Origin of the sequence: Kitasatospora sp. NPDC059571, assembly GCF_042735675.1 — a bacterium.
GTDB lineage: Bacteria > Actinomycetota > Actinomycetes > Streptomycetales > Streptomycetaceae > Kitasatospora.
In genome coordinates this window covers 1-21,075 of record NZ_JBHWBW010000035.1, presented here as the reverse complement: position 1 = coordinate 21,075, position 21,075 = coordinate 1, and the positions used below count along the sequence as shown (strand labels likewise).

The 21,075-nt window shown below is 72.9% G+C and carries 18 protein-coding genes; 6 read left to right on the top strand and 12 right to left on the bottom strand.

The genetic code is table 11. The features are described 5' to 3' along the window. Positions 1–89: 89 nt before the first annotated feature. Positions 90–839 (bottom strand): IclR family transcriptional regulator, encoded by a 750-nt coding sequence (locus ACFV0G_RS06895; protein ID WP_380542793.1) that lies wholly within the window; start codon positions 837–839, stop codon positions 90–92. A gap of 371 nt (positions 840–1,210) precedes the next feature. On the opposite strand from ACFV0G_RS06895, the gene ACFV0G_RS06890 reads away from it, so the two are divergent. Further along, positions 1,211–1,738, top strand: coding sequence for an NUDIX domain-containing protein (locus ACFV0G_RS06890; protein WP_380542790.1), 528 nt, complete (start codon positions 1,211–1,213; stop codon positions 1,736–1,738). Positions 1,739–1,831: 93 nt separating this feature from the next. Here the strand turns inward: ACFV0G_RS06890 and ACFV0G_RS06885 are convergent, their stop codons facing one another. The 4 genes from ACFV0G_RS06885 to pdhA form a co-directional block, all read right to left on the bottom strand. After that, entirely contained in the window at positions 1,832–3,529 is a 1,698-nt protein-coding gene (locus ACFV0G_RS06885) for a globin domain-containing protein (RefSeq protein WP_380542787.1), read from the bottom strand. Positions 3,530–3,765: 236 nt separating this feature from the next. Then, positions 3,766–5,088, bottom strand: coding sequence for a dihydrolipoamide acetyltransferase family protein (locus ACFV0G_RS06880; RefSeq protein ID WP_380542835.1), 1,323 nt, complete (start codon positions 5,086–5,088; stop codon positions 3,766–3,768). 5 nt (positions 5,089–5,093) lie between these two features. Further along, entirely contained in the window at positions 5,094–6,089 is a 996-nt protein-coding gene (locus tag ACFV0G_RS06875; protein WP_380542784.1) for an alpha-ketoacid dehydrogenase subunit beta, read from the bottom strand. Continuing rightward, positions 6,089–7,231 carry a pyruvate dehydrogenase (acetyl-transferring) E1 component subunit alpha gene (gene pdhA, locus ACFV0G_RS06870; protein WP_380542781.1) on the bottom strand — a complete coding sequence of 381 codons (1,143 nt, stop codon included), beginning with the start codon at positions 7,229–7,231 and terminating at the stop codon, positions 6,089–6,091. The genes ACFV0G_RS06875 and pdhA overlap by 1 nt, the downstream gene beginning before the upstream one ends. A 147-nt stretch (positions 7,232–7,378) precedes the next feature. On the opposite strand from pdhA, the gene ACFV0G_RS06865 reads away from it, so the two are divergent. Then, entirely contained in the window at positions 7,379–7,843 is a 465-nt protein-coding gene (locus tag ACFV0G_RS06865; protein WP_380542778.1) for an Lrp/AsnC family transcriptional regulator, read from the top strand. Between the two features lie 28 nt (positions 7,844–7,871). Here ACFV0G_RS06865 and ACFV0G_RS06860 read toward each other — a convergent pair whose 3' ends face one another. After that, a complete protein-coding gene (locus ACFV0G_RS06860) occupies positions 7,872–8,459 on the bottom strand; it encodes a TetR/AcrR family transcriptional regulator (protein WP_380542775.1) in 588 nt (195 codons plus the stop codon). 205 nt (positions 8,460–8,664) lie between these two features. On the opposite strand from ACFV0G_RS06860, the gene ACFV0G_RS06855 reads away from it, so the two are divergent. Then, positions 8,665–9,897: a hypothetical protein gene (locus ACFV0G_RS06855; RefSeq protein WP_380542772.1), complete on the top strand. Its 1,233-nt coding sequence runs from the start codon at positions 8,665–8,667 to the stop codon at positions 9,895–9,897. A gap of 734 nt (positions 9,898–10,631) precedes the next feature. Here the strand turns inward: ACFV0G_RS06855 and ACFV0G_RS06850 are convergent. The 4 genes from ACFV0G_RS06850 to ACFV0G_RS06835 all read right to left on the bottom strand — a co-directional run bounded on the left by ACFV0G_RS06850 (position 10,632) and on the right by ACFV0G_RS06835 (position 13,328). Beyond that, entirely contained in the window at positions 10,632–11,342 is a 711-nt protein-coding gene (locus tag ACFV0G_RS06850) for a hypothetical protein (RefSeq protein ID WP_380542769.1), read from the bottom strand. A gap of 42 nt (positions 11,343–11,384) precedes the next feature. Further along, positions 11,385–11,621 carry a hypothetical protein gene (locus ACFV0G_RS06845; protein WP_380542766.1) on the bottom strand — a complete coding sequence of 79 codons (237 nt, stop codon included), beginning with the start codon at positions 11,619–11,621 and terminating at the stop codon, positions 11,385–11,387. Positions 11,622–11,748: 127 nt separating this feature from the next. After that, on the bottom strand, positions 11,749–12,744 hold the full coding sequence (locus ACFV0G_RS06840; RefSeq protein ID WP_380542763.1) for a hypothetical protein: 996 nt from the start codon (positions 12,742–12,744) through the stop codon (positions 11,749–11,751). Continuing rightward, positions 12,741–13,328 carry a hypothetical protein gene (locus ACFV0G_RS06835; protein WP_380542760.1) on the bottom strand — a complete coding sequence of 196 codons (588 nt, stop codon included), beginning with the start codon at positions 13,326–13,328 and terminating at the stop codon, positions 12,741–12,743. The genes ACFV0G_RS06840 and ACFV0G_RS06835 overlap by 4 nt, the downstream gene beginning before the upstream one ends. A gap of 166 nt (positions 13,329–13,494) precedes the next feature. Here ACFV0G_RS06835 and paaN point away from each other — a divergent pair, with 166 nt between their 5' ends. Continuing rightward, positions 13,495–15,195 carry a phenylacetic acid degradation protein PaaN gene (gene paaN, locus ACFV0G_RS06830; protein ID WP_380542757.1) on the top strand — a complete coding sequence of 567 codons (1,701 nt, stop codon included), beginning with the start codon at positions 13,495–13,497 and terminating at the stop codon, positions 15,193–15,195. A gap of 65 nt (positions 15,196–15,260) precedes the next feature. Here paaN and ACFV0G_RS06825 read toward each other — a convergent pair whose 3' ends face one another. Further along, positions 15,261–16,463 (bottom strand): glycosyltransferase, encoded by a 1,203-nt coding sequence (locus ACFV0G_RS06825; protein WP_380542754.1) that lies wholly within the window; start codon positions 16,461–16,463, stop codon positions 15,261–15,263. Between the two features lie 104 nt (positions 16,464–16,567). Between ACFV0G_RS06825 and ACFV0G_RS06820 the strand changes: the two genes are divergently transcribed. Next, a complete protein-coding gene (locus ACFV0G_RS06820; RefSeq protein ID WP_380542751.1) occupies positions 16,568–18,049 on the top strand; it encodes an FAD-dependent monooxygenase in 1,482 nt (493 codons plus the stop codon). Here ACFV0G_RS06820 and ACFV0G_RS06815 read toward each other — a convergent pair. Next, complete coding sequence (locus tag ACFV0G_RS06815) at positions 18,046–18,606, bottom strand: CGNR zinc finger domain-containing protein (protein WP_380542748.1); 561 nt, start codon at positions 18,604–18,606, stop codon at positions 18,046–18,048. The two genes, ACFV0G_RS06820 and ACFV0G_RS06815, sit on opposite strands and share 4 nt — an antisense overlap. Before the next feature lie 206 nt (positions 18,607–18,812). Here ACFV0G_RS06815 and ACFV0G_RS06810 point away from each other — a divergent pair. Next, positions 18,813–21,075: protease pro-enzyme activation domain-containing protein (locus tag ACFV0G_RS06810; protein WP_380542745.1), on the top strand; the 2,263-nt coding region annotated here is incomplete at its 3' end.

The following is a 21,075-nucleotide window of genomic DNA, read 5'->3' as shown; positions in this document are numbered from 1 at the left end:
CGGGTTCTCCTGATCCACACCTATCGTCCCGATTCGGACGGACGGTGGGCAAGCCGTGTTTTTTCACATGGTGAGCGGCGGACCGCTCGTCAGAGGGCGAGCACCGGCGCCATCGCACCGATCTGCACCCGCAGCCGTTCGGCGGCGGCGGCGAGCCGTCCCGCGTGCCGCAGCGGCAGCGAGAGCGCCACGGCGGCGACGGTGCCGCCGACCGCGAGCGGCACGGCCGCGCACACCGAGCCGAGCGCGTACTCCTGGCGCTCGCTGACCCGGTTGACGGCGGCGACGGCCTCGAGCCGGCGCAGCACCGCGGCGGGCTCGGCCACGGTGAACGGGGTGACCGCCTCGGGCGGATGCCGGTCGAGGTGGTCGCGGCGCTCGGCGTCGCCGAGCTGGGAGAGCAGGCAGAGGCCGATCGCGTGGGCGTGCGCGGTGGCCCGGAAGTCGGCCCACTCGGCGACGGCCGGGCGGCCCGGTCCGGACACCACCTCGGGCACCCGCACCTCGCCGTCCTCGTAGACCGCGAGGTAGACGGCGGCGTCCAGCTCGTCGGCGATCGCGGCCATCCGCTCGCCGAGCTGTCGGCGGGCCCGCTGCCGGCGGTCGGCGCGGCCGATCCCGGCAGCGGCCTCGCCGTAGTGGTAGCGGCCCTCGTCACGGACCAGGTAGCCCTCGTGGGCCAGAGTGCGCAGCAGGTGGTAGGTGGTGCCGAGGGCGAGCCCGGTGGCCCGGGCGAGCTGCTTGGCGGTGGCGCCGTACCGGTACCGGCCGACCTCCTCCAGGAGGCGCAGGGCGCGCTGCACGGAGGTGATCAGCGTGGGTTGTCGGAACCGCTCCACAGCCTCTGGCCCCCGTTCCCGGTGAGTGCGCGGGTGGGCGTCCGGAGCACTCCGCTCCGCCTGCCCGACTGGCGGCCATTGCAGCACAGGGGCCATCGGGCTGCAATCATTACGGTCAGTACAGATGGCTATTGGGCTTTGATTCAAAGGCGTTCGAACGCCTCACGCGGAACACTCTTCCGGGACGTTGTCGATCACCTTGGATTGGAAGATCCAACCGGTCGGGCGGCGAGGCCCCCCGGGACACGCAGGGCGGCCGCAAATCAGCCGTTCGGCCCAGTGATTTCCCCCTGTTCGCCCACGTGTGCGAGTTTCATTCGCACCCCGGCGCGGGAGAATCCCGCACAACCCCGCGCCCCCCGGAGGTGGCCATGGCCGTCCCCGTCCGCCCCGTCGTCAAGCGCACCGCCCGGGCCATCCTGCTGGAGGTGGATCCGGCCGATCCACACGGCCCGGCCGACATCGTGCTGATCCGACGGGTCAGGCCGGGCGCCGCGCACCCGTACTGGATCACCCCCGGCGGCGGCGTGGAGGCCGGCGACCGGACGGTGGTCGAGGCACTGCACCGCGAGATCGACGAGGAGCTCGGCGGCAAGGTCGAGGACGTGGTGCCCGCCTTCGTCGACACCGTCTCGCACTCCCACCACGACGACGGCACCCCCGCCCACCCGCACGGGGTGAAGGTCTCGCACTTCTTCGTCTGCCGGCTCACCTCGATGGACCTCAGCCGCCGGCACGGGCCCGAGGTGGAGGAGCCGAACGGCGAGTACGAGGTCGTCCGGCTGCCGTTCACCCGCGAGGGCGTGACCTCGGTGAACGTCGTGCCGCCCAGCCTGCGCGCCTATCTGGCCGCCAACATCGAGGGCGTCCGCGCCCTGCTCGCGCCCGACCTGGGCTGACCCGCCGGGGCGCGCTCGGGCCCCGGGGCGCGGCCCGCGGCACCCGCGCCGCAGGGGCGTCCGGCCCGCGGCGAGGTCGCCGACCGGGGGCGCCTAGCCCGCGGCGAGGTCGCCGACCAGGTCGTGGTGGATACGGTCGGCCGGGACGCCCGCCTGCTGCAGGAGCGCCGTTCCCCGGCGCACCATCGCCGGCGGCCCGCTGAGGAACGCGTCGTGGCCGTGCCACGGCGCGTACCTGGCCACCACCTCCGGCAGCTCGCCGGCCAGCGCCTCGCCCGGCGCCACCCTCCGGTCGGACACCACCGGATGCACCGTGAGCCAGCGGTGACGGTCCGCCAGTGTGCGAAGCGCCGGCAGCCCGTAGAGCTCGGACGCCTGTCTGGCGCCGTAGTACACCTGCACCCGCCGGCCGTCCGCCCCGCTCTCGGCGATCTCCTCGACCAGGGCGGTGATCGGCGCGATGCCGGTACCCCCGCCGAGGCAGAGCAGGCCGTTGCCACGGGCGCGGTCGGCGGTCATCCCGCCGGCCGCCGGCCCGAGCCGCAGCACGTCGCCCGGGGCCGCCCGGCGGACCAGCGCGGTGCTCACCCAGCCCGCCTGGACCGCCTTGACGTGGAAGGTCAGCAGCCCGTCCGGGCGCGGCGCGCAGCCGAACGAGAAGTGCCGCCACACCCGCGGCCACCAGGGCGTCTCGACGCTCGCGTACTGCCCGGCCCGGTACGGGTAGGGCTGGTCCGGGCGGAGGGTGAGCACGGCGACGTCCGGGGTGCTCTGCTCCCGCGCGACGACCTCCGCCTGCCACCAGGCGGGCGAGCCCTGCGCGGCCTCCTCGGCAGCGTCGACCATGATCCGGGAGACCAGGCCGTACACCCGGCGCCAGGCCAGTTCGGTGGCGGCGTCCCAGCGGTTCCCGGCGTACTTGGCGAGCGCCGCCACCAGGCACTCCCCCACCGGTCCGTAGTGCCCGGCCAGCGTGCCGTACTTGCGGTGGCCGCGGCCGAGCGCGGCGAGGTACTCGGTCAGCGCGGCCGGGTCGTGGGCGTTGCGGGCGGCGGTCAGCAGGGCGCGGAACAGCCGGTCGCGCTGGACGTCCATCGCCGCGGGGAAGAGCGCCCGCACCTCGGGGTGGTGCACGAAGATCAGGGCGTAGAAGTGCGCGGTGGCCCGGTCGGCGACGGGTTCGACCACCGCGAGGCTGGCGCGGATCAGCTCGACGTCCCGCGGGGTGGGCGGCATGTCCGCCGGGTCCGGCGCAGCGCCGGGCGGCAGCACCGAGGTGCGGGCGGGCAGTGCCGGACGGGACGGCTCCTGGGCCGCGCCGCCGGACGCCCAGGCGTGCGTCCAGCTGTCGCCCGGACCGGTCCAGTTGAGGCCGGGCGCGGCGGTGAACAGCGGCCGGGGCAGCGGGGCGGGGCCGTCGGCGGCGCCCGGGGCGTCGTCCGGCCGGCTGGGCGCCGGGATCCGCGGCGGCACGCTCGGGCGCTCCGGGATCGGGACGGCGGGGGTCTCCTCGGCCGACCGGCCGCTCGCACCGGCCGCCGGGCCGCCCGGCACCGCCTCCGGCGCCCCGGGGGGGGGGTCCGGCGCATCGTCGGCGGCGCCGGCCGGAACGGGCCCGGCATCGAGCGCGGCCGCGGGCGGCCCGGCCGGGCCGGGCTGTTCCCGGACGGACTGCCCGGGGGTGCCCGGCGACGACGCCGAGGCGCTCGCCGACGCCGGGGGGAGCCCGGGGACGGCGGCCGGACCGGTGGCTCCCGCCCCGGCCCTGACCCTGAGTGGACGTGCCTTCAATGCGAGATGACGAGTACCCAAGAGAATCGTTTCCGCTTCCGGTCGCCCTGCAGCCACATCTGGCTGGCCTGTCTTCACGACGCCTTCAGCAGATTGGCATGCCCGGCCAGTTGATCCGACGAATCGTCAGAACCCCGGACAGGCACCCGATGCGCACGCTACGCTCACGCAACCTGTGCCACCGTCCGCATCCGGACGGTGGCACAGGGCGACACCCGCGAGGGTGCCGGAGGGGGTCAGAGCTGCCGCAGCAGCATCCCCGGCTGTTCGACGCAGTCCGCGACGAACCGCAGGAACCCGCCCGCGGTACCGCCGTCGCACACCCGGTGGTCGAAGGTGAACGACAGCTGGGTCACCTGCCGGACGGCCAGCTCGCCCTCGAACACCCACGGCTTGGGGGTGATGCGGCCGACGCCGAGCATCGCCGCCTCCGGGTGGTTGAGGATCGGCGTGGAGCCGTCCACACCGAACACGCCGTAGTTGTTCAGCGTGAAGGTGCCGCCGGTCAGTTCGGCGGGAGTGAGCGATCCCGACCGCGCCGACTCGGTCAACCGGGCCAGCTCGGTGCCGAGTTGCTCGGTGCCGAGCGACTGGGCGCCGCGGACGACCGGGACGACCAGGCCGCGCTCGCTCTGGGCGGCGAACCCGAGGTGCACCGCACGGTGCCGGATGATCTCCGAACCATCGGCGGAGACGCTGGAGTTGAGCTCGGGGAAGCGAGCCAGCGCTACGGTGCAGATCCGGGCGAGCAGTGCCAGCACGCTCACCTTCGGGCCGGGCGCCAGGTTCAGCTGCTTGCGCAGCTCCATGAGGGCGGTGGCGTCGGCGTCCACCCAGCAGGTCGCCGCGGGGATCTCCCGGTGGCTGCGGCCGAGCTTCTCCGCGATGGTGCGGCGCAGCCCGCGCAGCGGGATCACCTCGGCGTCCCCGGCGGGTGCGGCGACGGCGGCCGGGGCAGCGGCGACGGCCGGGGCACTCCCGGCGGCGACGGCGCGCTCCACGTCGGCCCGCATGATCAGCCCGTCCGGGCCGCTGCCGGACAGCCCGGCCAGGTCGATGCCGTGCTCCCGGGCGAGGCGCCGCACCAGCGGCGAGATCACCGGGATCACCGCGGGCACCGCCGCGACGGGGGCCGCCGGCGCCGGCACCGGGACGGCCGCCGGGGCCGCGGGCGCCGGGGCCGACCCGACGGGGGCCTGGGCAGCAGCCCCGGACCGCACCCGGCGGCGCCGAGCACCGGAGCTCTCCACGACGCCGTAGCCGACCAGCGGGCGCTCCACCGGCTCGCCGAGGGCGCCCGGGAGGTCGTCGCCGGGCGCGACGGCCACGGTCACCAGCGGGGCGCCGACCGGCACCTCCTCGCCGACCGCACCGAACAGTGCGGTCACCACCCCGCCGTACGGGCAGGGCACCTCCACCACGGCCTTGGCGGTCTCCACCTCGACCACCGGCTGGTCGACGGCGATGACCTCGCCGACCTCGACCATCCACCGCACGACCTCGGCCCCGGTGAGGCCCTCGCCGAGATCGGGCAGGGTGAACTCGCGGACGACGGGCATCATCGTCACTCCTCCCACTGCAGCCGGGCGACCGCGTCCAGGATCCGGTCCACCCCGGGCAGGTGGTGGTGCTCCAGCATCGGTGCCGGGTACGGGATGTCGAAGCCGGTCACCCGCAGGACGGGCGCGGCCAGGTGGTGGAAGCACTTCTCGGTGAGCCGGGCGGCGATCTCCGCGCCCGGGCCGGCGAAGCCGGTCGCCTCGTGGACGACGACGGCGCGGCCGACCGAGCGGACGATCTCACAGGCCGTCTCCTCGTCGAACGGCACCAGCGACCGCAGGTCGAGGACCGCGAGGTCCCAGCCCTCGGCCTTCGCCGCCTCGGCGGCCTCCAGGCAGACCGGCAGCGAGGGGCCGTAGGTGATCAGCACGGCGGAGCGGCCGGTGCGGCGCAGCACGGCCCTGCCGATCGGCTCGACCGGCGCGGCCGGGTCCCACTCGGCCTTGCCCCAGTAGAGGCGCTTGGGCTCCAGGAAGACCACCGGGTCGTCGGAGGCGATCGCCTCGCGGAGCAGCCCGTAGGCGTCGTGGACGGTGGCCGGGGTGACCACGTGCAGGCCCGGGGTCTGGGCGTAGTACGCCTCGGAGGAGTCGCTGTGGTGCTCGACGCCGCCGATGCCGCCGCCGTACGGGACGCGGACGGTGATCGGCAGCGGGAGCTTGCCGGCGGTGCGGTTGCGCATCTTGGCGACGTGCGAGAACAGCTGCTCCAGCGCCGGGTAGGCGAAGGCGTCGAACTGCATCTCGACGACCGGGCGCAGGCCGTACATGGCCATGCCGACCGCGGTGCCGAGGATGCCGGCCTCGGCGAGCGGGGTGTCCAGGCAGCGGTCCGGGCCGAACTCGGCGGTCAGGCCGTCGGTGATCCGGAAGACCCCGCCGAGCCTGCCGACGTCCTCACCCATCACGTGGACGGTCGGGTCGGCCTGCATGGAGTCGCGCAGCGCCGCGTTGAGCGCCTGCGCCATGGTGCTGGTGCGGGCGGAGACAGCTGTGGTCATCAGTGGTGCACCTCGGCCTCGGCGGCCAGTTCGGCGGCGAGCTGGGCGGCCTGCTCGCGCAGCTGCGGCGTGGGCTCCGCGTAGACGTGCGCGAACAGCGACATCGGGTCGAGCTCCGGGTCGGCGTGGAACTCCGCGCGCATCCGGGCGGCCAGCGCCTCGGCCTCGTCGGCGGCCTCCTGGACGAGCGCGTCGTCGAGGATGCCGAGCGGCCGCAGGTGGCGCTCCATCAGCAGGATCGGGTCGTGCTCGCGCCAGGCGGCGACCTCGTCGTCCTGCCGGTAGCGGGTGGCGTCGTCGGCGTTGGTGTGCGCCTCGATGCGGTAGGTGAGCGCCTCGACGAGGGTCGGGCCGCCGCCGCTGCGGGCGCGGTCGAAGGCCTCGGTGAGGACGGCGTGCACGGCGGGGGCGTCGTTGCCGTCGACCAGCCGGCCGGGCATGCCGTAGCCGACGGCCTTGTGGGCCAGGCTCGGCGCGGCGGACTGCTGGCTCAGCGGCACGGAGATCGCGTACCCGTTGTTCTGGACCAGGAAGACGACCGGGGCGTGCAGCACGGCGGCGAAGTTCAGCGCCTCGTGGAAGTCGCCCTCGCTGGTGCCGCCGTCGCCGAGCATGGCGAGCGCGACCACCGGGTCGCCGGCCAGCCGGGCCGCGTGCGCCAGGCCCACCGCGTGCGGGGCCTGGGTGGCGAGCGGGGTGGAGAGCGGGGCGGTGCGGGTGGCGCGCGGGTCGTAGCCGGTGTGGGCGTTGCCGCGCAGCAGGGTGAGGGCCTCCAGCGGGTCCACGCCGCGGGCGACCACGGCGAGGGTGTCGCGGTAGCTCGGGAACAGCCAGTCCTGCTCCCGCAGGGCCATCGCGGCGGCGACCTCGCAGGCCTCCTGGCCGGTGGTGGCCGGGTAGACGGCGAGCCGGCCCTGCTTGGTGAGGGTGGTGGCCTGCTGGTTGTAGCGGCGGCCGACGACCAGGCGGCGGTACAGCTCGCGCAGCAGCGCGGGGTCGGTCTTCTCCAGGGCGGGGGTGCCCAGGACCCGGACGGGGGAGTCGTCCGGGAGCAGCGGTGCGGGGTCGGTCCGCGGGCCGGTGGCACCAGGGAGCCAGCCGGGTACGGCGGCTGCCTGGTGTCTGTGGTCGAGAACGGTCATCTCGGGCACCTCCGGTGTAGTGGGGGCTCCCTACCGATTGTTCGGTTGTCTGGTCATCCTGACCATATCTGCGACAGAGTGGTGGACAAACGGCCCGAACGGCGATCGACTGGAGGCAGCGTGTCCAATGAGGGAGGGTGGGGGGCCGTGTCGGCTGAACAGACGTCCAGGCTCGACCGTGTCGACCGTGCGATCCTGCGGCTGCTGCGGCAGGACGGCCGCGCTTCCATCCGCTCGGTGGCCGAGCGGGTGCACGTGTCCCGGGCGAACGCCTACGCCCGGATCTCCAGGATGGTCGACGACGGCGTCATCCGCGGCTTCACCGCGCGGGTGGACCACGAGAAGGCCGGACAGGGCGCGTCCGCGTACATCACCATGAAGATCGTCCAGAACTCCTGGCGAGCCGTGCGCGAGCAGCTCCTCCTGCTGCCGGGGGTGGCCCACATCGCGCTGGTCGGCGGCGAGTTCGATGTCCTCATGCTGGTCCACACCGCGGACAACCGGGCCCTGCGGGAACTGGTCCTGGGCAGCATCCAGGCCATCCCGGACGTGCTGGCCACCCAGACCCTGCTGGTCTTCGACGAGACCGACCAGGTGCCCCCGGACGCCTAGCGTGCCCGGGGGCGGGACGGGAGGGGTCCTACGGCTCGGCGCGCAGGCCGTCGAAGGCGAGGTGGACGACCGCCTCGGCGACGCCGTCCGCGGTCCGGCTCCCCGGCCGGTACCACTCGGCGATCGAGTTGATCATCCCGAAGAGCAGCCGGGTGGCCAGCCGCGGCTCGACGTCCGGGCGCAGCTCGCCCTCGGCGGCGGCGGCCTTCACCAGCTCCGCCACGCGGTGGTCGAAGTCCCGGCGGCGCTCCAGCGCCCACTCCTCGGTCGCGGTGTTGCCGCGCACCCGCAGCAGCAGCGTCACGTACGGAAGCTCGTCGATCAGCACCTCGGCGGTGCGGCGCACCACGTGCTCCAGTCGGTCCACCGGCCGGCCGGTGACCGCCGCCGGCTCCTCCAGGATCGCGAACAATGCGTCCAGCGCCCGACCGACGGCCAGCCGCAGCAGCTCCTCCTTGCCGCGGACGTGGTGGTAGATCGACGACTTGGAGATCCCGGCAGCCCGCGACAGGTCCTCCATCGAGGTGCCGTCGTACCCGCGCTCGTTGAAGACCCTGACCGTCACGGCGAGCAGCGTGTCGGCGGTGTACGCGGTGCGGGTGGAGTTCTCGGCCATACGGACGAGTATCCCCGGGACAGCACGGCGTGATCAGCCGGGGAGCTCTTTCGGCGGCGGGGGAGCGGCCGGCGCCGTCCCACCGTGCGAAACCTGGCTGTCGGCCGCCGCGGGACGGGGCCTAGGATTCCGCGGAGCCAACCCGGCACAGGACGGCGCAGGAACGCGGCGAAGGGCAGTCCCGGTGACCATCGCACACCGACCGATGACGGAGGGGTCCGTCCCGCCCCCGGGCGTGCGGCCGACGGAGCCCGCGGACGGCGCCGGCCGGCGGGCCGCGGCCCGCTTCGGTCCGGCCCTCGTGCTGTTCGGCAGCCTGAAGCTGCTGGGGTTCGCGGTCTTCATGGGGCTGCTCGACTCCTCCGGGAAGTTCCGCACCCAGAACCCGCGGTTCGGCGGCGGGGCCCACCCCTGGGACGTCCTCGGCGGCTGGGACGGCTGGTGGTACCAGAACGTCGCCCAGGCCGGGTACCACCCGAAACTGCTCCCGGACACCGGCGGCTTCTTCACCATCCAGCAGGACAACTCCGCGTTCTTCCCGCTCTACCCGGGCCTGATCCGGCTGATATCCGACACCACCGGCCTCGGCACCTACGGCGCCGGGATGCTGGTGTCCGTGCTGTCCTCGTTCGTCGCGGCGGCCGGGATCTACGCGGTGGCGGCGCAGCTGGGCGGCCACCGCACCGGTGTCGTCGCGGCGGCGCTGTGGGCCGTCTTCCCCGGGTCCGGCGTCACCTGGGCGGTCTACTCGGAGTCGCTGTTCGTCGCGCTCGCGGCCTGGGCCTGCTACTTCACGATCACCCGGCAGTGGCCGAACGCCGCCCTGGTCACCTTCGCGGCCGCCCTCAGCCGGCCCGCCTCGATGTCGCTGATCGCGGGCGTGGCCATCGCCGCCATGGTCGCGCTGTACCGCCGCCGCGACGGGGTCGCCGGCCCGCTGGCCGCGATCGTCCTGCCGTCGCTGGCGTTCTTCGGCTACATCGGCTGGGTCGGCTGGCGGATGGGCCACTGGGACGGCTACCTCACCCTGCAGCGCGGCGGCTGGCTGCACTTCTTCGACTGGGGCAGCTACACCTGGAGCGCGGTCTCGAACATCCTGGTCGGCGAGAACCACTACCTCTACCCGTACCCGACCGAGGACCTGGTCGCGGTCCTGGTGCTGTTCGCCCTGCCGTGCCTGCTGGCGCCCTTCCTCGCCCGCCGCCCGCCGCTGGTGCTGGTGATCTACACCCTCGCCTCGCTGGTGGTGACCCTGGGCAGCCAGCAGATGTTCGGCACGCTGTCCCGCTTCGTCCTGCCGCTCTTCCCGCTCACCGTCCCGCTGGCCCTCGGCCTGCGCCGGCTGTCACTCCCGGCGCTGGCCGTTGTCCTCGGCACCGCCGCGATCGCCTCCGGCTGGTACGCCGGCTTCGTGATCTTCGAACTGGGCATCCCGTAGGCCGGCGGGCCCGCCGCCCCGCACCCGGAGCATCGCCGGATACGGCCGGAACAGGTAGGCGTGCACCTCGGCCAGCTAGTGTCGGCGAGAGGCAAGCTGGCCGGGTCGATCTCCGGTCGCGGAGCCGCCCAGAGCAGGCTGTTCTCCCGCCCTCGCCGCCCGTCGGCCGGGTGGAACACTGCGGGGGCGAGGGCGGCGGCATCCATCGGAGCCTGCTCGAACGCGGACGTCCCGTCCGCCGCCGGCGGGCCCACGGGCCAGATGCCGCGGGCCACCGCCTGTCCCCGGGAGGCGTCCCCGGGTCCGTACACCCTCTCGAACCGCAGCACAGGAGCAAGGTCGCGGCGCTCGGAGGCGGCCATCCTGAGTGCCGCCACCGCCCGGTCCGACGCCCGGTCCGAGGAGTACCTGGCATGCCACCGGCCGAACCACGGCAGCGGCCGGTCCAACAAGTCCGGCAGGTCGTCCGCCTCGACCGCGTTCCGACTGGCTTCCCCACCCTCGTAGAAGAAGGCGCGCACCTCACCGAGGAAGCCGTACAGCAGCGCCTCGCCGGAGAACTGATATCCGGTCCCCCGCAGCCGGGCGCCCTCCCTGGTGCCGTCACCGGCCACGGCATGGCCAAGCAGCCACACCGGCCATTCCCGACGGCGCCCTCAGGACGGTGAAGAACTCCCGCACCCGCGTGCTCTCGGTCCAACCCGGTATGGCGACCGCGCCTGCCGTCCCACCCCTCAGTTCGGCGCGACCGGCATCGCCGGGAAGCCGTCGTAGAGGTAGGCGTAGACCTGGGCCAGGTACTGCGTCAGCTCCTGCTGGTCCGGGAAGGAGACATAGGTCAGAGCGGACCACTGCTCGACGGGGATCGGACGGTTCTGCACGACGTGGAGCAGACCGGCACGGATCGTCTCCCGGTAGTCGGGCCAGGCACCGGCGAAGTTCGCCTGCAGCTCGCCGAGGTCGTCCACCGCCTCGACCCCGAGGGCCGCCGCGCAGAAGTGCACGAACCGCCGGTCCACCCCCGACGCGTCCAGGCCGAGTTCGGCCAGCGGGACGGTGGTCGGATCGACGGCCCCGCCCGGGTAGGGATAGAGCGTGGTGCTCCACAACTGCTCGTCGCCCTCGGGCCCGCTCGGGCCGACACCGTCGGCCGGGCGGTAGACCCCGTACACCAGCGCCCGGGTGAAGAAGTCGCCGCGCACGTAGTTGATCTCACCGTCGGGCGTGTACGGCTCCTCGGGGTTGATGCCGATCGCCGTCGCCTGCGCAGCCCTCACCAGCATGTCCGGGCCGTACACCGCCTCGAACGAGAGGATCGGCGTCAGATCGTGGTCCCGCAGTGCGGCCGCCCGAAGTGCGTCATCGGCCCGGACCAGAGCCTCCTCCGAGTCGAAGCGGGTGGCCCACGGCCCGGTACGGGGCGGCAGTTCGTCGCGAAGCGGCATGCTGCTGGATTCCTTGTTCCTGGACGTCGATTCGAGAGGCGGTCAGTACTCGGGCGCCGGCGGTGGGTCCGTCCGGTCGCCGTAGAGGTACGCGTACAACTCCTGGAGGTAACCGTAGAGGTTGTCCTCGGTGAGGAAAGTGAAGCGAGTGATGCTCCACCAATCGCCCGTGGTTGCCGGCCGCTCCTCGAGCAGGTACTCCAAGCTCCGGCGCAGCCGATCCGCGTGCGCACCGCTCTCGACGGACCGGGCCCGGTAGAGCTCGATGTCCGCAATCATTTCCGGATGCAGGGCATTCTTGTAGAAGTCGCGCAGATCGGGATCCTCGCGCCATCCAGGAATATCCCAGGCCGTCCATCCCACGATGCGATACCCCTTTCCCGGGTGAAGAGTGAAGCATGCCCGGCTAGTGCCGCGGCCTGTTGTGCTTGTACTGGGGCTCGGGGAACATCGTGTGCAACTTGTGCCCACCCTTGCCGTCCGGGTGGTAGATCGCCCTGATCCTCGCCCCGGTGAAGTCGACCTCCCGGTAATTCACGGCCCCTCCGGGATCGAGCGGATGGTCGGGGTCGATGAAGTAGCCGCGCATCCGCCCGAGATGACCCCCTGGGCCCCAGGCCTCACTGGGGGAGAACAAAATGGTCTGCGGACCCGGATCGGCCGGATTCAGACGACTGCGGGCGTGCGCCTCGGCATGGACGAACGACTCGCTGTCGGAAAACGCCGTGGAATGGGTTCCACAGATGTGCTTGTTCGGTGCCTTCTCGGCATCGTAGTACCGATTGGGCTCGGGAAGCCTGGTCTTGGCGTCGGGGCCGTGCAGCGGGTCGATCTTGTTCGTGGAGACCACGTAGCCGGTCTTGCGCTCCTTCGCCACGTACTGCGCACCCTGGGGGCCCTGCATGACCGGCACCCCGAGGCGGTCCTTGAGCTGCTGGTCGGTGACGCGCAGGTGCCGGCCGACGGCGTGGCCCTGGCCGTCGATCTCGTCCACCCGCTGCTCGACGCGCCGCTTGTACAACTCCCGCAGGCCCTGACGCCCGGGCACCGACTGGCCGGGCTTCAGGTCGACCCCGCTCCCGGGCAGGGAGGAACCGCCCTCACGCAACCCCTTCTGCACGGCGCGCTCGGCGTCGTCGAGGTTCTTCTTGGTGATCTCCAGGCCCTGCCCGAGCGATCGGTGGCCCTTCGCCATCGCCTTGGACATGTCGGTGATCATCGAATCGATGACCGGACGAACGGACTTCTCGACAACCCGGCCGAGCGGACCGCGTCCCAGCACGCGGCCCCGGGTGGCCGCGTCGAGCTTCCGCGAGTGGGCCTCCACCTTGTCCGCGTGCTCGTGGGCCTTCTTGGCCGCCTCGCCGAGGCGGTCCGGGTGCGCCCGGAAGCCGTCGCTCATGCCGCGCCTCCCAGGGCCGCCTCGACACCCTCGAAGACCAGGCCCGACACGGCCTGTTCGATCGCGGCCTGGAAGGGTTCGACCGCCATGGACGTGAGCTGTCCGATGATCTCCTGCTCGATCTGGTCGAGGATGGCGTTCACCACGCGCTTGCCGGCCTCGATGATCACCACGTTGGCCGCCTCGGCGAGGCCGAGGGTGGCGACGGCCGCCGCCTGTTCGGCGGCGAACTCGGCGGCCATCGCGACCAGTTCCGCGATCACCGCGCCCTTGGCCACCACGACGCCGTCGGCAGCGATCTCCAGACCGGTGGCGAGCACACCGCAGCAGTCGATGAGCACCGTCATGTGCTCCTTGGAGGCCCGGCCCCAGCGCTCCACGAGGGCCTCGTACGAGGCGCCCTGGTAGGCCTCGGCGAGGCCCTGCACCATCGCGTGGGTGCCGTCGTGGGCCTCCTGGAGGCCGGCGGCGAATTCGCGGACGTGCGAGGCCCACTCCCGCAGTTCGTCCTCGTCGACGTCGGGCCAGTTCAGGCCGAGCAGGTTCATCACCCAGACGAGTTCGTCCGGAAGTTCGATCGACACGTCCGCCCCTTCCCCCGAGCCGCCGCGCGTGTCCGCCCCCTGCGGTGCGCGGTGCGCTCCGATGCTTCCACATCGGGCCGACGAACCGGCCGAGGGGGTCTTGCCCCGACCGATCGTTCGGTTACGCTGAGGCGTGTTACCGTCCGCCCCCGCTGAGGAGCGCACCATGGCTGCTGCGACCCCCACCCCGTCGGTCACCGAGCTCGTCGAACGGCACCAGGAGACCCTCGACCGCGCGCTCGCCGCGATCGCCGACCGCGACTACTGGTCGCCCTACCCGGAGTTCCCGAAGGCGTACGGCGAGTCCGGCGCCGCGGACGGCAAGGCCGCGTTCGACGCCCTGCTCGGCACGGTGTTCGCGCTGGACGGGCAGCCCGCCACCGGCGACCTGGTGAGCGGCGAGGCCTCCCCGTACGGCGTCGAGCTGGGCGTGAGCTACCCGCACGGCGACCCGGACGCGCTGATCGCCGCGGTGGAGGCGGCCCGCCCGGCGTGGGCGGCGGCCGGCCCAGCGGCCCGCGCGGCGGTCTGCCTGGAGATCCTCGCCCGGATCAACGCCCGCTCGCACGAGTTCGCGCACGCGGTCATGCACACCACCGGCCAGGCCTACGGCATGGCCTTCCAGGCCGGCGGCCCGCACGCCCAGGACCGCGGCCTGGAGGCCGTCGCCTACGCGTACGCCGAGCAGACCCGGCTGCCGCAGAGCGCCCGCTGGACGAAGCCGCAGGGCAAGCGCGACCCGCTCGCCATGGTCAAGGAGTTCACCGTGGTGCCGCGCGGCACCGCGCTGCTGATCGGCTGCAACACCTTCCCGACCTGGAACGGCTACCCGGGGCTGTTCGCCTCGCTGGCCACCGGCAACGGCGTGCTGGTCAAGCCGCACCCGCGCGCCGTGCTGCCGCTGGCGCTGACCGTTCGGATCGCCCGCGAGGTGCTGTCCGAGGCCGGCTTCGACCCCAACCTGGTCTGCCTGGCCGCCGAGCACGAGGGCGGCACCGCCGCCCAGGTGCTCGCGGTCCGCCCCGAGGTCAAGGTGATCGACTACACCGGCTCGACCTCCTTCGGCGACTGGCTGGAGGAGAACGCCCGCCAGGCGCTCGTCTACACCGAGAAGGCCGGCGTCAACACCGTGCTGGTCGACTCCACCGACGACTACCGCGGCATGCTGAACAACCTGGCCTTCTCGCTGTCGCTGTACAGCGGCCAGATGTGCACCACCCCGCAGAACATCCTGATCCCGCGCACCGGCGTCACCACCGAGGCCGGCGAGAAGTCCTACGACGAGGTGGTCGCCGACCTGTCGGCCGCGGTCGAGGGCCTGCTCTCCGACGACGCCCGGGCCGCAGCCATCCTCGGCGCGGTGGTCAACCCCGGCGTGCTCCAGCGGACCGTCCAGGCGGCCGGCGGCGAGTTCGGCGAGCTCGCGCTCGCCCCGCGCCCGGTGGCCTCGCCGGAGTTCCCCAACGCGGTCATCCGCACCCCCGCCCTGATCAAGGCGGACGCGGACAAGCCGGACGACCGGTCGGCCTTCCTCGGCGAGCTGTTCGGCCCGATCGCCTTCGCCGTCGCGGTCGAGTCCCCGCAGGCCGGCATCGACCTGCTGCTGCGCAGCGTCCGCGAGCACGGCGCCATGACCGTCGGCGGCTACACCGTCTCCGCCGAGGTCGAGGACGCGCTGGTGGAGGCCTGCCTGGAGGCCGGCGTCTCGCTGTCGCTCAACCTGACCGGCGGGGTGTACGTCAACCAGACGTCCGCCTTCTCCGACCTGCACGGCACGGGTGCCAACCCGGCCGCCAACGCGGCCTACTGCGACGGCGCGTTCGTCGCCAGCCGGTTCCGGACGGTGGAGATCCGCCGGCACGTCTGAGCCGGCGGACCCGACCGGCGGCCCGTTTCCCAGGGGGGCAGGGGAGCGGGCCGCCGGCGTCTTTCTCAGCGGCTCCGCCGCGGGTTGAACACCCACACCCGCAGCAGCAGGAACCGCACCAGGGTGGCCAGCGCGTTGGCGGCGATCAGCACCACCAGCTCGGCGGCATGGCTGCCCCCGCCGAGCACGGCGATCGCACCGCTGCTCAGCGCGAGCCCGATCAGGAAGGCCGACCCGCCCTCGACCTGGTGCTTGAGCGCGTCCCGACGTCCCGTCACACCGAAGGTGAAGCGCCGGTTGGCGGCCGTGTTGACCACTGCGGTGGCGCTGAGCGCGAGGAGGTTGGCGAGCAGCGCCGGACCGATCTGACGCAGGCCCAGGTAGAGCAGGACGTAGGCGAGCGTGGACAGGGTGCCGATCACCGCGAAGCTCGCGAGCTGCCAGCCGAGGCCGGGGGCAAGCCGGGCCTCCCGGACCCGCTCGGGCACCTCGATCCGGGCCGCCCCGGACAGCGAGCGGCGGGCCACCCGAGCCATCCCCCGCAGGTCGTCCAGCGCGGTCCGCACGATGTCGACCCGGCTGTCCGGGTCGTCCACCCAGTCGACCGGCACCTCGTGGATCCGCAGGCCGGAGCGTTCGGCGAGCAGCAGCAGCTCGGTGTCGAAGAACCAGGCGTTGTCCTCGACCTCGTCCAGCAGCTGCCGCACCACCGACGCCCGGCCCGCCTTGAAGCCGCACTGGGCGTCGGAGAACTTGGCCGCCATGGTCGCCCGCAGCAGGAAGTTGTAGGTGCGGGAGATGAACTCCCGCTTGGGCCCGCGGACCACCGCGGAACCGCGGTGCAGCCGGCTGCCGATGGCGAGGTCGCTGTGGCCCGACAGCAGCGGCGCCACCAGCGGCAGGAACGCCTCCAGGCCGGTCGAGAGGTCCACGTCCATGTAGGCGACCACGTCGGCGTCACTGCTGCCCCAGACCTGGCGCAGCGCCCGGCCGCGGCCCTTCAGGTCCAGGTGGAAGGCGGTGACCTGCTCGATCTCGTCCGCGAGCGCCGTCGCGACCTCCCAGGTCCGGTCGGTGGAGGCGTTGTCGGCGATGGTGATCCGGTACGGGTAGGGGAAGGTCTCGCCGAGGTAGGCGTGCAGGCGGCGGACGCACCGCTCGAGCGTGTGCTCCTCGTTGTAGACCGGGACGACGACCTCGACCAGGCTCGTCCGGACCTTCTCCCCGGCTGGTTCGGTGTCGGCCAGGATGGCTGCGGGCTCTGTCATGGAAAGGAGATTCACAGCCGCTGATGGGCCCGGGATGATGGGAGCCTGAGAGCGGGCTGAAAAGCACGCGGCCCTGATGCCCGATCGACGTGGGGAGTTGGCGGATGGCGCAGGAGTGGGTGGAGTCCGATGTCGCGGTGGTCGGCGCGGGGCCGACCGGGCTGCTGCTGGCGGGTGACCTGGCCGCCGCCGGCCTGCGGGTGACGGTGCTGGAGAAGCGGGCCGCCGAGTCGAACCTGACCCGGGCGTTCGCGGTGCACGCGCGGACGCTGGAGCAGCTGGACGCGCGCGGCCTGGCCGACGAGCTGATCTCGACCGGTACGCCGGTCTCCTCGCTGCGGCTGTTCGGCCGGCTGCGGGTGGACCTCGGGGCGCTGCCCACGCGGTTCCCGTTCGTGCTCGTGACCCCCCAGTCGAACACCGAGCGGCTGCTCCAGGAGCGGGCGGTCAAGGCGGGCGCGACGATCGTGCGCGGCGCGGAGGTGGTCAACCTCCGGCAGGACCCGGCCGGGGTGCGGCTGCAGGCCCGCCAGGACGGCCGGGTCGCCGAGTACCGGGCGCAGTACGCGGTCGGCACGGACGGCGTCCACAGCACGGTCCGCGACCTGCTCGGGATCCCCTTCCCCGGCGAGTCGGTGGTGGAGTCGGTGATGCTCGCCGACGTGCGGCTGGAGCGGGAGCCGGAGGGCGTCCTGACGGCCAACGCCACGGAGGCGGGCTTCGCCTTCCTGGTGCCGTTCGGCGACGGCTGGTACCGGGTCATCGCCTGGGACCGCGAGCGCCGGCTGCCGGACGGCGCGCCGGTGGAGCTCCCCGAGCTCGCCGAGCTGGTCCGCACCGTGCTGGGCACCGACCACGGGCTGCACGACGCCCGCTGGATGTCGCGCTTCCACAGCGACGAGCGCCAGGTCCCGACCTACCGCTCGGGCCGGGTCTTCCTGGCCGGCGACGCGGCGCACTGCCACTCCCCGGCCGGCGGCCAGGGCATGAACACCGGCCTGCAGGACGCCGCCAACCTGAGCTGGAAGCTGGTCGCGGCGGTCCGCGGCTGGGCGCCGGACGCGCTGCTGGACACGTACCAGACGGAGCGCCACCCGGTCGGCCGGGCGGTGCTGCGCAGTTCCGGGGCGCTGATCCGGGTGGCGCTGGCGCAGTCGGCGCCGACCCGGGCGCTGCGGGCCGGGCTGTCGGCGGCCGCCGACCGGCTGGCGCCGCTGACCAGACTGGGCGCCAAGACGGTCTCCGGGATCGGCTTCTCGTACCCGGCGGAGCCGGAGGCGCACCCGCTGACCGGGCGTCGGATCCCCGACCTGCGGCTCGCGGTGGACGTGCCGGGCGGGCCGTCGCGGCTGTACGAGGCGCTCCGCTCGGGCCGTTCGGTGCTGGTCGGCCCGGACGAGCTGTCGGTCGCGGAACCGTGGGCGGACCGGGTGGTGACGGCCGCCCCGGAGAACCCGCACGGCAAGCTGCGCGACACCGTGCTGCTGGTGCGCCCGGACGGCTACGCGGCCTGGGCCGGGGTCGACCCCAGCCGGGCGGAACTGCGGACCGCCCTGACCCGCGTCCTCGGCCGGCCGGAGGACTAAACGGTTTCCGCCCGGGCCGTCCGCCGGTAATGGCGGGCGGCTTTGGCGCGGTTTCCGCAGGCGGCCATCGAACACCACCGGCGGCGGCCGTTCTGGGATGTGTCGAAAAAGTGCAGAATGCACTCCTCGTGCGCGCACCCGCGGATGCGGTGCGCCCCCTGCCGGAGCAGGTCGAGGTAATTGTCGGCAGCGAGCCAGGCGGCCGTCCACTGCGGGCCGTCGGTCTCGACCTGCTCGGCCGGGCCGCCGTCCGCGCCGAGGGTGCGGCGGATCCGGCCGTGTGCGAGGACCTCGTTGAGGGCCTCCGGCGCGGCCGGGCGGCCCTGCTCGCCGGCCAGCACCAGGCCGGCGACGGCGTCGCGCACGGTCCGCACGGCGGCAAGGGATGCCTGGTCGGCGGGGCAGCGGTCGGCCAGGCCGACGGAGGAGAGCCAGATCCGGTAGCCGTCGAGGTCGGTGAGCAGGTCCCTGGGTGCGACCGGGTTCCAGCGGGTGTTCAGCAGATCGAGGGCGAGCGGTTCGCCGATCAGCGGGCGCGGGTCGCGGGGGTCAGCCATGCGATCGAGTCTAACGCCGACTTCCATGTTTCCGGCGTGTTATTCACTGTATGAATCGGCGTCCATTCTGTTGATGAATTCCGCATCCACACTTGACTGTTCTTTAGGAACCAATTGCTGGCGCATGGGCCAATTCCTGTGAGTTCTCTGGGAAATTCGAGCAAGCGTTTTCGAACCCGGAACGCCCCACACCTCCGGAGGAGCCCGTGCGACCCCGCTCGCTCGCCCTTTCCGCGGCCATCGCCGTCCTGCCCCTGACCATGGTGTCCCTGGGTGTCACCACCGCTCAGGCCGCGCCGACCCCGAACGCCGCCCCCCGGGTGGCCCTGCCGAACACCGTGACCCCCGCGGTGGCCCGCTCCCACAAGCAGGGTGACGTTCCCGCCGCCCAGCAGCTCTCGGTGGCGGTCAGCCTGAAGCTGCGCAACACCGCCGACCTGGACCGCTTCCTGACGGCGCTCAGCACCCCGGGTGCGCCCGAGTACGGCCGCTACCTGACGCCGGCCCAGTTCAACGCCGCGTACGGCCCGACCCAGGCCGACGTGGACCAGGTCCGGGCGTACGCCGCGGCCCAGGGCCTGAAGGTGTCCTCGGTCAGCGCCAACCGCCAGGTGGTGAACCTGACCGGCACCGCCGCGCAGATCGCCCAGGCCTTCGGCACCCACGAGTCGACCTACACCGACCCGCAGCAGGGCAACCGCACCTTCTTCGCCAACGACGCCGCCGCCTCGATCCCGAGCGAGCTGTCGAACGTGGTCGGCGGCCTGGTCGGCCTGTCCAACCACACCGTGCGCACCACCCGGATCGCCAAGCCGAACGCGTCGACCCCCCACGCGACCCCGAGCGGCTTCGGCCCGGCCCAGTACGACGGCGCCTACAACCTGGGCAAGCTCGGCACCGACGGCACCGGCACCACGGTGGCGCTCTGGGAGTTCGACGGCTACTCGTCCACCAACCTGAAGACCTACGACAGCCAGTTCGCGCTGACCGGCCCCACGGTCTCCACCGTCTCGGTCGACGGCGCCAACTACGACTCGGCGCCCGGCGACGGCCAGGGCGAGGTCGAGCTGGACAGCGAGATCGTCCGCGGTGCGGCGCCCAAGGCCACCCAGCTGGTCTACGAGGCCCCGAACAGCGACCAGGGCGAGATCGACATGGCCGCCAAGATCGTGTCGGACAACCGGGTCTCGGTCGTCTCGATCTCCTGGGGCTCCTGCGAGCCGGACACCACCGCCTCCTCGATGACCGCGGTGAACAACTCCTTCAAGCAGGCCGCCGCCCAGGGCATCTCGATCTTCTCGGCCTCCGGCGACGACGGCTCCCGCGACTGCACCCGCTCGACCAGCGGCTCCACCGTCAAGGCGGTCGACTTCCCGGCCTCCAGCCCGTACAACACGGGTGTCGGCGGCACCAACCTCAAGGTCAGCGGCAACACCTACTCGTCCGAGAGCGCGTGGAGCACCGCAGGGGGCGGCACCTCCACGCAGTTCGCGAAGCCGAGCTGGCAGACCGGGACCGGCGTGACCGGCACCATGCGCACCGTCCCGGACGTGTCGTCCAACGCCGACCCGGCGAGCGGCTTCGCGATCTACACCGCGGGCGGCTGGCAGGTCTACGGCGGCACCTCGGCGGCCGCGCCGCTGTGGTCCGGCTACACCGCGCTGTACAACCAGAAGGCGAAGGCGGCCGGCAAGGCGGTCCTCGGCGAGGCCAACCCGAAGCTCTACTCGGTGGCCAACAGCTCCAGCTACTCGACGACGTTCCACGACGTCACCACCGGCAAGAACCAGGACTTCTCCACCAAGGCCGGCTACGACCAGGTCACCGGCTGGGGCACCCCGGTCGGCGACGCGCTCGCCAACGCGCTGCTCGGCACCGGCACGGGCACCGGCAACACGGTCACCGTCACCAACCCGGGCAGCCAGAACGGCACCACCGGCACGGCGGTCAGCCTGCAGGTCAGCGCCAGTGACAGCGGCTCCGGCCAGACCCTGACCTACAGCGCCTCGGGCCTGCCGACCGGCCTGTCGATCTCCTCGACCGGCAAGATCACCGGCACCCCGACCGCGGCCGGCACCTACACCGTCACGGTCACCGCCACCGACACCACCGGTGCCAGCGGCAGCGCCACCTTCACCTGGACCATCGGCGGCACCACCGGCTGCACCGCGGCCCAGCTGCTCGGCAACGCCGGCTTCGAGACCGGCAGCGCCGCCCCCTGGACCACCAGCAGCGGCGTCGTCGACAACAGCTCCTCCGAGGCCGCGCACTCCGGCTCCTGGAAGGCCTGGCTGAACGGCTACGGCTCCACCCACACCGACACCCTCTCCCAGACCGTCACCGTCCCGGCCGGCTGCAAGGCGACCTTCAGCTTCTGGCTGCACATCGACACCGCCGAGACCGGCTCGACCGCGTACGACAAGCTCACCGTGACCGCCAACGGCACCACGGTCGCCTCGTACTCCAACG

Excerpts from the sequence above, each read along its gene's own strand:
- ACFV0G_RS06860 (WP_380542775.1), bottom strand. The coding sequence starts at position 8,459 with ATGGCCGAGAACTCCACCCGCACCGCGTACACCGCCGACACGCTGCTC.
- pdhA (WP_380542781.1), bottom strand. The coding sequence starts at position 7,231 with ATGACCGTTCTCGACCACAGACACCAGGCAGCCGCCGTACCCGGCTGG.
- ACFV0G_RS06815 (WP_380542748.1), bottom strand. The coding sequence starts at position 18,606 with ATGGCTGACCCCCGCGACCCGCGCCCGCTGATCGGCGAACCGCTCGCC.
- ACFV0G_RS06875 (WP_380542784.1), bottom strand. The coding sequence starts at position 6,089 with ATGACCACAGCTGTCTCCGCCCGCACCAGCACCATGGCGCAGGCGCTC.
- ACFV0G_RS06890 (WP_380542790.1), top strand. The coding sequence starts at position 1,211 with ATGGCCGTCCCCGTCCGCCCCGTCGTCAAGCGCACCGCCCGGGCCATC.
- ACFV0G_RS06820 (WP_380542751.1), top strand. The coding sequence starts at position 16,568 with ATGGCGCAGGAGTGGGTGGAGTCCGATGTCGCGGTGGTCGGCGCGGGG.
- ACFV0G_RS06850 (WP_380542769.1), bottom strand. The coding sequence starts at position 11,342 with ATGCCGCTTCGCGACGAACTGCCGCCCCGTACCGGGCCGTGGGCCACC.
- ACFV0G_RS06845 (WP_380542766.1), bottom strand. The coding sequence starts at position 11,621 with ATGATTGCGGACATCGAGCTCTACCGGGCCCGGTCCGTCGAGAGCGGT.
- ACFV0G_RS06825 (WP_380542754.1), bottom strand. The coding sequence starts at position 16,463 with ATGACAGAGCCCGCAGCCATCCTGGCCGACACCGAACCAGCCGGGGAG.
- ACFV0G_RS06840 (WP_380542763.1), bottom strand. The coding sequence starts at position 12,744 with ATGAGCGACGGCTTCCGGGCGCACCCGGACCGCCTCGGCGAGGCGGCC.
- ACFV0G_RS06855 (WP_380542772.1), top strand. The coding sequence starts at position 8,665 with ATGACGGAGGGGTCCGTCCCGCCCCCGGGCGTGCGGCCGACGGAGCCC.
- paaN (WP_380542757.1), top strand. The coding sequence starts at position 13,495 with ATGGCTGCTGCGACCCCCACCCCGTCGGTCACCGAGCTCGTCGAACGG.
- ACFV0G_RS06880 (WP_380542835.1), bottom strand. The coding sequence starts at position 5,088 with ATGCCCGTCGTCCGCGAGTTCACCCTGCCCGATCTCGGCGAGGGCCTC.